The 11,965-nt window shown below is 61.6% G+C and carries 14 protein-coding genes; 7 read left to right on the top strand and 7 right to left on the bottom strand.

The features are described 5' to 3' along the window. Window positions 1-2: 2 nt before the first annotated feature. The 4 genes from ABM562_RS06050 to ABM562_RS06035 form a co-directional block, all read right to left on the bottom strand. A complete protein-coding gene (locus ABM562_RS06050; protein ID WP_115088738.1) occupies window positions 3-293 on the bottom strand; it encodes a PA4642 family protein in 291 nt (96 codons plus the stop codon). A 70-nt stretch (window positions 294-363) separates the two neighbouring features. Then, entirely contained in the window at window positions 364-831 is a 468-nt protein-coding gene (locus ABM562_RS06045; RefSeq protein ID WP_134064300.1) for a hypothetical protein, read from the bottom strand. A 56-nt stretch (window positions 832-887) separates the two neighbouring features. Continuing rightward, on the bottom strand, window positions 888-1,361 hold the full coding sequence (locus tag ABM562_RS06040; protein ID WP_115088740.1) for a WbuC family cupin fold metalloprotein: 474 nt from the start codon (window positions 1,359-1,361) through the stop codon (window positions 888-890). Window positions 1,362-1,364: 3 nt separating this feature from the next. Next, entirely contained in the window at window positions 1,365-1,922 is a 558-nt protein-coding gene (locus ABM562_RS06035; RefSeq protein WP_115088741.1) for a hypoxanthine-guanine phosphoribosyltransferase, read from the bottom strand. Window positions 1,923-2,085: 163 nt separating this feature from the next. Here ABM562_RS06035 and upp point away from each other — a divergent pair, with 163 nt between their 5' ends. Continuing rightward, window positions 2,086-2,724 carry a uracil phosphoribosyltransferase gene (upp, locus tag ABM562_RS06030; RefSeq protein WP_115088742.1) on the top strand — a complete coding sequence of 213 codons (639 nt, stop codon included), beginning with the start codon at window positions 2,086-2,088 and terminating at the stop codon, window positions 2,722-2,724. A 2-nt stretch (window positions 2,725-2,726) separates the two neighbouring features. Next, complete coding sequence (locus ABM562_RS06025; protein WP_460421169.1) at window positions 2,727-4,001, top strand: uracil-xanthine permease family protein; 1,275 nt, start codon at window positions 2,727-2,729, stop codon at window positions 3,999-4,001. A gap of 124 nt (window positions 4,002-4,125) precedes the next feature. Here the strand turns inward: ABM562_RS06025 and hemH are convergent, their stop codons facing one another. Continuing rightward, complete coding sequence (gene hemH, locus ABM562_RS06020; RefSeq protein ID WP_115088744.1) at window positions 4,126-5,142, bottom strand: ferrochelatase; 1,017 nt, start codon at window positions 5,140-5,142, stop codon at window positions 4,126-4,128. A 13-nt stretch (window positions 5,143-5,155) separates the two neighbouring features. Further along, entirely contained in the window at window positions 5,156-6,061 is a 906-nt protein-coding gene (locus ABM562_RS06015; RefSeq protein WP_115088745.1) for a TIGR01777 family oxidoreductase, read from the bottom strand. A 186-nt stretch (window positions 6,062-6,247) separates the two neighbouring features. On the opposite strand from ABM562_RS06015, the gene ABM562_RS06010 reads away from it, so the two are divergent. From ABM562_RS06010 to ABM562_RS05990, 5 genes are all read left to right on the top strand, one after another. Beyond that, on the top strand, window positions 6,248-7,234 hold the full coding sequence (locus tag ABM562_RS06010; RefSeq protein ID WP_115088746.1) for an NAD(P)/FAD-dependent oxidoreductase: 987 nt from the start codon (window positions 6,248-6,250) through the stop codon (window positions 7,232-7,234). Between the two features lie 154 nt (window positions 7,235-7,388). Then, window positions 7,389-8,357, top strand: a complete 969-nt coding sequence (locus tag ABM562_RS06005) for a YbgA family protein (RefSeq protein WP_460421166.1) — start codon at window positions 7,389-7,391, stop codon at window positions 8,355-8,357. Continuing rightward, window positions 8,347-9,234 carry a MerR family transcriptional regulator gene (locus tag ABM562_RS06000; RefSeq protein WP_134064306.1) on the top strand — a complete coding sequence of 296 codons (888 nt, stop codon included), beginning with the start codon at window positions 8,347-8,349 and terminating at the stop codon, window positions 9,232-9,234. Before ABM562_RS06005 ends, ABM562_RS06000 begins: the two co-directional genes overlap by 11 nt. A 28-nt stretch (window positions 9,235-9,262) precedes the next feature. Continuing rightward, window positions 9,263-10,705 carry a deoxyribodipyrimidine photo-lyase gene (gene phrB, locus ABM562_RS05995; RefSeq protein WP_460421164.1) on the top strand — a complete coding sequence of 481 codons (1,443 nt, stop codon included), beginning with the start codon at window positions 9,263-9,265 and terminating at the stop codon, window positions 10,703-10,705. Then, window positions 10,702-11,424, top strand: a complete 723-nt coding sequence (locus tag ABM562_RS05990; protein WP_233674630.1) for an SDR family NAD(P)-dependent oxidoreductase — start codon at window positions 10,702-10,704, stop codon at window positions 11,422-11,424. Before phrB ends, ABM562_RS05990 begins: the two co-directional genes overlap by 4 nt. A 21-nt stretch (window positions 11,425-11,445) precedes the next feature. Here the strand turns inward: ABM562_RS05990 and ABM562_RS05985 are convergent, their stop codons facing one another. Continuing rightward, entirely contained in the window at window positions 11,446-11,964 is a 519-nt protein-coding gene (locus ABM562_RS05985; RefSeq protein WP_115088750.1) for an acyloxyacyl hydrolase, read from the bottom strand. Window position 11,965 lies beyond the last annotated feature (1 nt).

Raw genomic sequence — 11,965 nt, 5'->3', positions numbered from 1 at the left:
TATCAGCCGCGGGCGTTATCGATGATCTCGATGTACTCGGCGGCGTTGCGCTGGTCCTTGATGATCTCGACGAAGGTCTGGCCGTGCTCGTCCTTGCCGTCCAGGTCATAACCGGCTGCGACGAAGAAGCCGACATAGCGCTCGAAGTCATCGATGCGCAGGCCGCGGTAGCCCTTGATCAGCTTGTGATGCGACGGCGAAGTAACGGCATCAGCCGGCTCGTACTGGAGGAACGACTTGATGTAGTCGTCGCTGATCTCATCACCAATCACTTGCTTCTTGTCTTTACGCATTGCCGACTCCAACTGAACCATCACGGACATTTTCACGGGTCGGCAGTTTACCCCCGGGCAGCGCCGGCACTCAACGCGCGCGTACGCTACCAGTGTGCAGATCCGCCCAGATGTGGCCATTGGGGTAACTGAGGAACTGCACATAGACGGTATCGTTGCGCAGCAGGTCGAGCATCACCCGGTACTGGGCCAGCGGGTAGTTGAGCGTCAGGGTCTTGCTCTTGTCGTCGAACACCGGCTTTTTCAGGCTTTTGCTTTCGGCATCGAAGCTGATCAGCACCTGGCTGATGGTCGCACCCTTGCTCAGCGGCTTGCCCTTGAGGCGCAGGATCAACGGCGAAGTGACGGGGATCGGTTGCTGGTTGGACTGGCGCTGATTGCCCACCACCACCGAGTAGCTGGTGACCTGCAGCAACTGCTGCGAATCTGCCACTTCCTTGCGCACCCCAAGGTCATCGGGCGGCAGGAACTGGCTGTGCAGGGGCGCCGCGGCCAGCGGCAGGCTCAGCAGGAACAACAAGGGGAAAAATGCACGCATGACAGGCTCCTTGGGGGCAGCCTGGCACTCTAGCATGGGACTGCGTCATCGCAATTTCAATCGAACTGCGCGCGCATCCAGGCGTGATACTCGGCAACACCGGGTTCGCCTTCGCGCGGCGCCCAGGTAGAAAAGTCCCCCTGCGCCACCGGCCGGAAAGGTCCAGCCTTGCACTCGAACATCACCGTGTCTGGCTCGAGCACCACCAGGCCATGGAAAACACCAGTCGGCAGGTCAACACCCAGGCATTCCCCGCCCGCCTGCAAAATACGCTTCTCCACCACCTCGCCCTGATCATTGAAGACCAGCAACCCCAGCTTGCCACGCAGCACCAGCAGGCACTCAGCCTTGTCCAATGCTTGATGGCGGTGCGGGGGAATATAGGTAGAAGGCTGCAACCCTACAGCCATGCGATGGCAGGGCTCTTCCATCTCGTGAAAGTTGTAATGTTGGCGACCGCGCGGATTTGCCGCAGCCTTGGCGGCCAGCTCGGCGAACAGCGCTTGATCAAGAAAGCCGGGCTGGCGCATGTGTCAGAGTCCTTTGACGGCGTAAATACCAGCAGCATTGCGCCAGTATCCTTTGTAATCCATTCCATAACCGAACACGTAACGGTCAACGCAGCTCAGGCCACAGAAATCGGCCTTGAGGTCGGCGCTGGCCTTGCGGTCATGGTCCTTGTCGATCAAGACGGCAGTATGCACGGCACGAGCACCGGCATGTTTGCAGAAATCGATAATTGCACTGAGGGTATGACCTTCGTCAAGAATATCGTCGATGATCAGCACATCGCGATCAATGAACGAGACTTCCGGCTTGGCCTTCCAGAACAGGTCACCGCCGCTGGTCTGGTTACGGTAGCGGGTGGCGTGCAGGTAGGACGATTCCAGCGGGAATTGCAGATGGGTCAGCAACTTGCCGGCGAAGATCAAACCGCCGTTCATCACGCAGAAGACTACCGGATTGCTATCGGCCAGCACTTCGGTGATCTGCGCGCCCACGCGGGCAATGGCTGCTTCGACTTCGGCTTCGGTGTGCAGGCAGTCAGCCTCGCGCATGACTTGACGGATGTGCTCGAGATCGGCGGACATGGCGCTCTCCAAGGGGCGGCAATTGAGAAAAGCGGGCAAAGGTACGCATCCCGTCGCATCAGATCAAGCATTTCTGGACTAACGTCCAGTAAGCCTGAGGACATGCATGGCTGAATAGATTAATCTAGCGCGGTTTTTTGCCCGCCCCCCGGAGCTTTTCCCTATGCCTACCCGTGAGATCCGCCATCCGCTGATCCGCCACAAGCTCGGCCTGATGCGCCGCGCCGATATCAGCACCAAGAATTTTCGCGAGCTCGCCCAGGAAGTCGGTACGCTCCTGACCTACGAAGCCACCAAAGACCTGCCCCTGGAAAGCTATGAAATCGATGGCTGGTGCGGCAAGGTCCAGGTCGAGAAGATCGCTGGCAAGAAGATTACTGTAGTACCGATCCTGCGCGCCGGCATCGGCATGCTCGACGGCGTGCTCAGCCTGATTCCGGGCGCCAAGGTCAGCGCCGTGGGCGTGGCCCGCAACGAGGAAACCCTCGAAGCGCACACCTACCTGGAAAAGCTGGCACCGGAAATCAACGAGCGCCTGGCCCTGATCATCGACCCGATGCTGGCCACCGGCGCCTCGATGGTCGCCACCATCGACCTGCTGAAGAAAGCCGGCTGCAAGGACATCCGCGCGATGGTCCTGGTTGCCGCGCCAGAAGGCATCGACACCGTCGAGAAAGCCCACCCGGACGTACAGATCTATACCGCCTCCATCGACAAGTGCCTGAACGAGCACGGCTATATCATCCCTGGCCTGGGCGATGCCGGTGACAAGATCTTCGGTACCAAGCAGAAGGACGCCTGAGCATGCAGGATGAGTTCAACGACCCGCTCTGGCGCCAGGTCGTCTCCGGCGCGCAGATGCTCTTCGTCGCCTTCGGCGCGCTGGTATTGATGCCACTGATTACGGGGCTGGACCCCAACGTCGCGCTGTTCACTGCGGGTCTGGGAACTCTGCTGTTTCAGGTGGTAACTGGCCGTCAGGTTCCGGTATTCCTGGCGTCCAGCTTCGCCTTCATTACCCCGATCATCCTCGCCAAAGGCCAGTTCGGCCTGGCCGAGACCATGGGCGGGGTAATGGCTGCAGGTTTCGTCTACACCTTCCTCGGCCTTGCCGTAAAAATCAAAGGCACCGGCTTTATCGACCGCCTGCTGCCACCGGTAGTGATCGGCCCGGTGATCATCTCGATCGGCCTGGCCATGGCACCGATTGCCGCCAACATGGCCATGGGCAAGGCGGGTGACGGCACCGAACTGCTGCCGTACGGCACCGCCATGATGATCTCCATGCCGGCGCTGCTGACCACCCTGATCGTCGCGGTGTTCGGCAAGGGCATCTTCCGTCTGGTGCCGATCATCGCCGGTGTACTGATGGGCTTTGGCCTGTCGTTCTACTTCGGCGTGGTCGACACCGCCAAGATCGCCGCCGCGCCATGGCTGGCCCTGCCGCACTTCACCGCGCCAGCATTCAACTGGCAGGCGATCCTGTTCATCGTGCCGGTGGCCCTGGCACCTGCGATCGAGCACATCGGCGGCGTGATTGCGGTGGGCAGCGTGACTAGCCGCGATTACCTGAAGAAGCCTGGCCTGCACCGTACCCTGCTCGGTGACGGCATCGCCACCACCACCGCCGGCCTGTTCGGTGGGCCGCCCAACACTACCTACGCCGAAGTGACTGGCGCAGTGATGCTGACCAAGAACTACAACCCGAAGATCATGACCTGGGCGGCAATCTTTGCCATCACCCTGGCTTTCATCGGCAAGTTCGGCGCGCTGCTGCAAAGCATTCCGGTACCGGTAATGGGCGGCATCCTCTGCCTGCTGTTTGGCTCGATCGCCGCAGTGGGCATGAACACCATGATCCGTCACAAGATCGACCTCAGCGAGGCGCGCAACCTGGTGATCGTTTCGGTGACCCTGGTATTCGGTATCGGTGGCGTGCTGATCGGTAGCGGCACTGGCCCGGACGACTGGGGCCTGAAGGGCATCGCCCTGTGTGCCGTGGTGGCTATTGCCTTGAACCTGCTGCTGCCGGGTAACGACAGCTGGAAAAACAAGGCGCTGGACGATCAGTTGCCTTGATCTGATTGCCTGATGGGGCCGCTGCGCGGCCCATCGCTGGCAAAGCCAGCTCCCACAGAGTGCATGCATTGCCATTGTGGGAGCCGGCGTTGCCGGCGATGGGTCGCACAGCGGCCCCTTGCATTCAATCTGCTTGCAGACACATCCCCTTCAACGCCTGCACCCACTGTGGGTGATCATTCAGGCACGGCACCAGCACCAGCTCTTCGCCGCCCGCCTCGACAAACTGCTCGCGCCCACGATCACCGATTTCCTCCAGGGTCTCGATGCAATCGGCGACAAATGCCGGGCACATCACCAGCAGCTTTTTCACCCCTGACTTACCCAGCTCATCCAGGCGCGTTTCGGTATAGGGCTCGATCCACTTCGCCCGCCCCAGCCGTGACTGGAATGACACCGACCATTTGCCGTCGGCAATGCCCATCTTCTTCGCAAACGCCTGGGCGGTGCGCAGGCACTGGCCGCGGTAACAAACTGCAAGCATTTCGGGCGAAGCGTCTCGACAGCAATCGGCATCCTGGAAGCAATGGTTGCCGGTCGGGTCGAGCTTTTTCAGATGCCGCTCGGGCAGGCCATGAAAGCTCAGCAGCAGGTGGTCGTAATCCTGCTGCAGATAAGGCTGCGCACTGGCGGCCAGGGCATCGATGTATTCAGGCTTGTCGTAGAACGGCTGCAGGATCGCCATCTCAATCGGCAGCTTCTGCTCGACAATCACCTGCTTGGCCTGCTCGATGACCGTGGTCACGGTGCTGTCGGCAAACTGTGGATACAGCGGCGCCAGGGTGACCTTCTGCACGCCCTGGCTGGCCAGGCGTGCCAGTACTGTCGGCAACGAAGGCTCGCCATAGCGCATGGCGATTTCCACCGGGCCGTGGCTCCACTGCTCGCGCATGGCCGCCTGCAGGCGACGGGTCAGCACCACCAGTGGCGAGCCCTCGTCCCACCAGATCGAAGCATAGGCATGGGCCGACTGCTCCGGGCGCTTGATCAGAATCAGCGACACCAGCAACCGGCGCACCGGCCACGGCAGGTCGATGACATAGGGGTCCATGAGAAACTGATTGAGGTACCGGCGCACGTCGGCGACAGAGGTGGAAGCCGGTGAACCCAGGTTGACCAGCAGCAAAGCGTGATCGGTCATGCAACGTCCTATTTCAGAGGCGGCTGGACAGTTCATCCAGGGCCGATTGCAGATCATTGAAGCGGAAGGTGAAACCGGCGGCCAGCAAACGTACCGGCCGCGCCCTTTGCCCCCCCAGCAGCAGGGTCGACAGCTCGCCCAGCCCGGCCTTGAGCACCAGCGCCGGCAGCGGCATGAACGCCGGGCGATGCATGGCCCGGCCCAGACGCCTGGCAAACTCGCGGTTGCGCACCGGCTCCGGGGCGCAGGCATTATAAGGACCGCTGGCATCCTTGTGCTGCAAGAGAAAATCAATCAGGGCGATCTGGTCGTGTATATGAATCCACGGCATCCACTGCCGACCATCGCCAATAGGCCCGCCCAGCCCCAGTTTGAACGGCAGGCGCAGGCGCGACAAAAAGCCGCCCTCGCTCGACAGCACCAAGCCGGTACGCACCAGTACCACACGAATACCCAGAGGCTGGGCAGCCATGGCGGTTTCTTCCCAGGCGATGCACAGCTGGCTGGCAAAATCCTCCTTGACCGGCTGCGAGGCTTCGGTGAGCTCACGCTCGCCACCATCGCCATACCAACCTACCGCCGAGCCCGAAATCAGCACTTGAGGGCGCTGCTGGCGCGCCTCCAGCCAGGCCAGCAATTGTTCGGTCAGGGTGATCCGACTGGCCCAGAGCAATGCCCGTCGACTGGAACTCCAGGGCCGATCGGCTATCGGTGCACCGGCCAGATTGATCACCGCATCCACGGTGTCGTCATCGGCCAGCTCGTCAAGCCGGGCAATGCCGCGCACGCCAGCACCACATAACCTGCCCACCTGTTCAGGGCGACGACTCCAGACCGTCAGCCGATGCCCCTGGGCCAGCCAGTGCTGGCACAGGTGTTGGCCGATCAACCCGGTACCGCCGGTCAGCAATATATGCATGGCTGTGTCCTCACATGGCGCGCCAGTGGTCTATTTTTAACAACAAGGCACTTTTTTGACCGATCGCTCTCGGATAAACATAGGCCAACCTGTGGTAACGAGCGGAATCATCTTATACAGGATTCATGCATTGTACAGGTTTACCGGGCAGCGTAGTCTGCAACCATAAGGTTCGAAGAGGCCATCATGACTGTACCTATTGCCATCATCGGGGCCGGTATTGCCGGCCTTTCCGCGGCCCAGGCATTGCAGAAAGCCGGGCAGACCGTTCATTTGTTCGACAAGGGCCACGGCAGCGGGGGACGCATGGCCAGCAAGCGCAGCGATGCCGGCGCCCTCGACCTTGGCGCCCAGTATTTCACTGCCCGTGACCGGCGTTTTGTCGACCAGTTGCAACAATGGGTGGCCGCCGGCTGGGCGGCAGAATGGAAGCCGCAGCTGTATCACTACCAGGATGGTGTACTGAGCCCCTCCCCCGATGAACAGACGCGCTGGGTCGGCGTACCGCGCATGAGCGCCATCACCCGCGGCCTGCTCAAGGATGTCACGGTGAACTTCCGTTGCCGTATTGCCGAGGTCTATCGCGGCCAGAAGTACTGGCACCTGCAGGACACAGACGGCTGCAGCCACGGTCCGTTCAGCCGGGTGGTGGTCGCCGTGCCGGCACCCCAGGCTACCCAGCTGCTGAGCGCCGCCCCCAAGCTCGCCGCCACTGCGGCCGGCGTGCAGATGGACCCGACCTGGGCCATTGCCCTGGCCTTCGACACACCGCTCGACACCCCGATGCAGGGCTGCTTCGTGCAAGACAGCGCCCTCGACTGGCTGGCGCGCAACCGCAGCAAACCCGGGCGCGATGAACATATGGACACCTGGGTACTGCATGCCACCGCAAGCTGGAGCAAACACCATATCGACCTGGCCAAGGAGGCCGTCATCGAGCAGCTGTGGGGCGACTTCGCCGAGCTGGTCGGCTGCGTGGTCCCGGCTCCGAATTTCTCCCTCGCCCATCGCTGGCTTTATGCCCGGCCGGCCAGCAACCACGAATGGGGTGCCCTGGCGGATGCCGACCTGGGCTTGTATGCCTGCGGCGACTGGTGTCTGTCTGGCCGCGTCGAGGGTGCCTGGTTGAGCGGCCAGGAAGCGGCCCGGCGTTTGCTGGAACACCTGGAATAGCTTATCGGGGCTGCTTCTGTTCAGCCCCGCTGCGCGTGTTTCGACATCCTGCACAAAGGTTGTACAAGTAATTTGACTTGCACAGGTTTATCTCTATGATGAGATTTATCTGTACAGCTTTTTATTTTTGTACAATATTTTTCAGGATCTGTTCATGGACGCTCATGACCTGCCACGCAAACCCCGCATCGCTGTCAGTGCCTGCCTGATCGGTCAGGAGGTGCGCTTCAACGGTGGTCACAAGGCTTCGCGACTGTGCAACGAGGTGCTCAGCGAACACTTCGAGTTCGTCCCGGTGTGCCCGGAAGTCGCCATTGGCTTGGGCGTGCCTCGCGCACCTATCCGTCTGATCGGCGATCCAGCCGACCCGCAGGCGGTGTGCAGTCGCGACCCGGGCCTGGATCTGTCCGGTCCGTTGCGCGCCTATGGTCAACAGATGGCCAAGGATCTTGGCGACATCTGCGGCTACATCTTCATGCACAAATCACCGTCCTGCGGCCTGGAACGGGTCAAGGTCTATCAGGCCAATGGCTACCCGGCAGCGGAAGGCGGCCGCGGGCTGTTCGCCGCCGCGTTCTGCGAACAGCATCCTGACCTGCCGGTGGAGGAAGACGGCAGGTTGTGCGATCCGGTACTGCGGGAGAACTTCATCACCCGCGTGTACGCCTACGCCGACTGGCAGCAACTGCTCACCGATGGCGTCAGCCGTGGCGCCCTGATCGCTTTTCATGCCCGCTACAAGTACCAGCTGATGGCCCACAACCCTCAACGGTACAAGACGCTGGGCAAACTGCTGGGCAGCATGACCCGTGACGACGACCCCGAAGTGCTTGCCCCGCACTATTTCAGCCAGCTGATGCAGGCCCTGCGCCGCTGCGCCAGCCGCGGCACCCACAGCAATGTGCTGCTGCACCTGAGCGGTTACCTGCGCGATGCCCTGAGCCGCGACGACAAGCAGGAAATCCAGCAACTGATCGCCCAGTACCATGCCGGCGTAGTACCGCTGGTGGTGCCTCTGACGCTGCTCAAGCATCACTTGCGCAACCACCCCGCCCCCTACCTGGCGCAGCAGGTATACCTGCAACCGCACCCGGAAAACCTGAGCCTGCGCAATGCCATCTGATGCGCTGCTGCCGATCCGCGAGGTGACGCGCCTGACCGGCGTCAACCCGGTCACCCTGCGCGCCTGGGAACGCCGTTATGGCCTGATCGTGCCGCAACGCACCGGCAAGGGGCATCGCCTCTACAGCCAGGAAAACGTCCAGCGCATCCAGCAGATTCTCACCTGGCTCAACCGCGGTGCCGCGGTCAGCCAGGTCAGATCCTTGCTGGACGCCACCCCCAGTGCAGCGCAATCGCCTGCCGGCAGCGACTGGCAAGGCCTGCGTGAGCAACTGAAAGAGGCCATTGCCGCCCTCGCCGAGCGCCGCCTTGAGCAACACCTGAACCAGGCCATGGCCCTGTACCCGGCGGCAACGCTCTGCGAACACCTGTTGATGCCGCTGCTTGCCGATCTGGAACTGCGCTGGCAGGGCCAGTTTGCCGCAGGGCTTGAGCAAGTGTTCTTTCATTCCTGGCTGCGCAGCAAACTGGGCACGCGGATCTACCACAACAACCATCAGCTCGGCGGAGCCCCGTTGCTGCTGGTCAACGGCTCGGACCTGGCCTTCGACCCACGGCTCTGGCTGAGCGCCTGGCTGGCGAGCAATGCCGGGTTTCCGGTGCAGGTCTTCGACTGGCCGCCGCCCGGCAACGAGCTGAGCCTGGCTGTAGGCCATCTGCAGCCCTGGGCGTTGCTGCTGAGCGTCGACAAGTCGGTCGACATATCCCGATTGCAACGAAACCTGGCCAACGTCGAAATTCCGAAACTCCTGTGTGGCCGCGCAGTCAGCATTCATAAGCATGCCCTGCAGGCCTGGACGGACGAGACGCTGTTTGCCCTCGACTCTCCCCAGGCAGCGCTGCACTGCCTGCAACGACTCAGTGGACGCGCGCCATGAACACCACCGCCAATGGCAAAGGAACACCATGCAACTGATCTGGCTGCGCAGCGACCTGCGCGTACTCGACAACACCGCGCTGGCAGCGGCCTGCGAACACGGCCCGACCCTCGCGGTATGGCTGCTCAGCCCCGGGCAATGGCTGGACCATGACGATGCGCCGTGCAAGGTCGACTTCTGGTTGCGCAACCTGCAAAGCCTGCGCACAGCGCTGGCGCAGTTGAACATTCCCCTGCTGATCCGTCACGCCGACACCTGGCAACAGGCACCGCAAGCCTTGCTACGACTGTGCCGTGAACACCAGGTACAGGCTGTGCATTTCAACGAGGAATATGGCGTCAATGAACGCGTCCGCGACCAGGCGGTACAAGCCGCCCTCGGCCAGCAAGGCATTGCCGTACACGGCTATCTCGACCAACTGCTGTTCAAGCCCGGCAGCATCCTTACCCGCAGCGGCGGCTACTTCCAGGTCTTCAGCCAGTTCCGCAAGGTCTGTTACGAGCGCCTGCACCTGGGCTTGCCGCGCCTGGTCAACGAGCTGAAGGCGCAAGCGCCGACAGCTGTCGCCAGCGACCCGGTGCCCAGTGAAGTCGCCGGTTTCCAGCCGCCCCCACAATCCTTGCGCGACCTCTGGCCAGCCGGTGAGGATGAAGCGCAGCGACGCCTGCAACGCTTCATCGACGAACGCGCCGAGGATTACCAGGAGCAGCGCGACTTTCCCGCGGTCGCCGGCACCAGCCAATTGTCGGCCTATCTGGCTGCCGGGGTGATCTCGCCGCGCCAGTGCCTGCACGCCGCGCTAAGCCACAACTTTGGCGAGTTCGACAGTGGCAACCGGGGCCTGGTGACCTGGATCAACGAACTGCTCTGGAGGGAGTTCTACAAGCATATTCTGGTTGGCTACCCGCGGGTCTCGATGCACCGCGCCTTCCGCCCGGAAACCGAGGCCCTGCCCTGGCGCCACGCGCCGGATGAACTCAAGGCCTGGCAGCAAGGGCAGACCGGTATCCCGATCATCGATGCCGCCATGCGCCAATTGCACGCCACCGGCTGGATGCACAACCGCCTGCGCATGATCGTCGCCATGTTCCTGACCAAGAACCTGTTGATCGACTGGCGCGAAGGCGAACGCTTTTTCATGCGCCACCTGATCGACGGAGACCTGGCCGCCAACAACGGCGGCTGGCAGTGGAGCGCCTCGACCGGTACCGATGCCGCGCCGTACTTTCGTATCTTCAATCCGCTCAGCCAGTCGCAACGCTTCGATGCAGGTGGTAGCTTCATTCGGCAATGGCTACCGGAATTGGTGGATGTAGCTGAAAAAAATATCCACCATCCAGTGATTACTGACGATCTTTTTGCTTCTAACCTTTATCCACAGCCTATTGTGGACCTCAGTAGCAGTCGCCAACGTGCGTTGAATGCATTCAAGAATTTACCCACGCGGCAGGAAGAGAGGGCAGTAACGTGAGCGAACCCATCGCGCGTAAAGTGTGGGTCACCGGCGCCAGCAGCGGCCTGGGCCTGGCATTGGTGCAACAGCTGCTTGAGCAGGGCTGGAAGGTCGCGGCCAGCGGCCGGGCATCGCCTGAACTGACGGGCCTGTCGCAGCTCAACCCCGAGCAGCTGTTGTTGCTCGACGGCAGTCTGGATGATGGTGTGCAAGCGGCGCAGGCCGGCCAGCAACTCCAGGCACACTGGGGCGCCCTCGATTGCCTGCTGGTGAATGCCGGCACCTGCGATTACCTGGACGCCAGCCTCTCGCCGACGGCAATTTTCGAAGCCATCGCCAGCAGCAACCTGAGCGCCTCGGTCCACTGCCTGAACGTTGCAGTGCCGCTACTGGAAAAAGGCCAGGCACCACAAGTCCTGGCGGTGCTCAGCCGCTATTCCGCACTGCAACTCTACGAGCCAAGCCAGCCGGCAACACCGAGCAACAACCTGGCAGAAGTGTTTCGTGCCGAGCGGCAGAATCTGCAGAGTAAAGGCATCGACCTGACCCTTGTCGCGCCCCAGGCCTTGAAAGTGCCGCTGGTCGGAGTTCAGGTCATGCCCGAACAGTGGACCCCGGAAAGCGCCGCCGATGTGATCGTCCAGCGGCTCCCCGAACGAGCCCCGGAATTACTGCTCGAAGCCCTCAACCTCAACAGCCTCTGGCCATTGCCCGAGCGACCTTCAAGCCCTGTGTAAACCACAGGGCAGCACTTGAAGTCAGAGCGGCATACGGTAGTGCAATGCGTAACTTTCTACACCATCGTTGGGCGTTTGCAGCCCGGCGTTGGAGTAGTGAATGGCGCGCACACCAACTTCGTGGCCACCGGCAAAGCGCAGGCCGAAGCCGATACGGTCTTCGAACTGGAAGGAGGAGCCAAGTTTGTTGCTCTCAACTTCGGTACTGGAGAATGCGGCGACACCAATACCGGCTTCGATGTAGGGCTTGACTGACTCACCGGCGAACTCATAAACAAACACCGGCGCAAACGACAGGCTGTGGTTACTTGCCGTCTCGTCGCCATCCCAGTAGGTGTAGGCACCATCCCAATAGCCGGTAATACGGCCTACGCTGGTTTGCCACCAGCTGGCATCCCAGTTCGATTGCAGGCCCAGCCGATAGGTCATGGTCGAGTCGCCGGTCTGCCCGATCGAGAACGAAACGTCCGCTGCTTGAGTTGTGAAAGATTGCCCCAGGGTAACGGCTGCAAGAGCAGCCAAGCAAAGCAGTTTCTTCATG

The organism is Pseudomonas sp. ZL2 (genome assembly GCF_054788455.1).
The sequence above is the reverse complement of the archived record's forward strand: the minus strand, read 5'-3'. Positions and strand labels throughout refer to the sequence as shown.

Coding starts and splice junctions, on each gene's coding strand:
- ABM562_RS06050 (WP_115088738.1), bottom strand. CDS start 293: ATGCGTAAAGACAAGAAGCAAGTGATTGGTGATGAGATCAGCGACGAC.
- ABM562_RS06045 (WP_134064300.1), bottom strand. CDS start 831: ATGCGTGCATTTTTCCCCTTGTTGTTCCTGCTGAGCCTGCCGCTGGCC.
- ABM562_RS06040 (WP_115088740.1), bottom strand. CDS start 1,361: ATGCGCCAGCCCGGCTTTCTTGATCAAGCGCTGTTCGCCGAGCTGGCC.
- ABM562_RS06035 (WP_115088741.1), bottom strand. CDS start 1,922: ATGTCCGCCGATCTCGAGCACATCCGTCAAGTCATGCGCGAGGCTGAC.
- upp (WP_115088742.1), top strand. CDS start 2,086: ATGCCTACCCGTGAGATCCGCCATCCGCTGATCCGCCACAAGCTCGGC.
- ABM562_RS06025 (WP_460421169.1), top strand. CDS start 2,727: ATGCAGGATGAGTTCAACGACCCGCTCTGGCGCCAGGTCGTCTCCGGC.
- hemH (WP_115088744.1), bottom strand. CDS start 5,142: ATGACCGATCACGCTTTGCTGCTGGTCAACCTGGGTTCACCGGCTTCC.
- ABM562_RS06015 (WP_115088745.1), bottom strand. CDS start 6,061: ATGCATATATTGCTGACCGGCGGTACCGGGTTGATCGGCCAACACCTG.
- ABM562_RS06010 (WP_115088746.1), top strand. CDS start 6,248: ATGACTGTACCTATTGCCATCATCGGGGCCGGTATTGCCGGCCTTTCC.
- ABM562_RS06005 (WP_460421166.1), top strand. CDS start 7,389: ATGGACGCTCATGACCTGCCACGCAAACCCCGCATCGCTGTCAGTGCC.
- ABM562_RS06000 (WP_134064306.1), top strand. CDS start 8,347: ATGCCATCTGATGCGCTGCTGCCGATCCGCGAGGTGACGCGCCTGACC.
- phrB (WP_460421164.1), top strand. CDS start 9,263: ATGCAACTGATCTGGCTGCGCAGCGACCTGCGCGTACTCGACAACACC.
- ABM562_RS05985 (WP_115088750.1), bottom strand. CDS start 11,964: ATGAAGAAACTGCTTTGCTTGGCTGCTCTTGCAGCCGTTACCCTGGGG.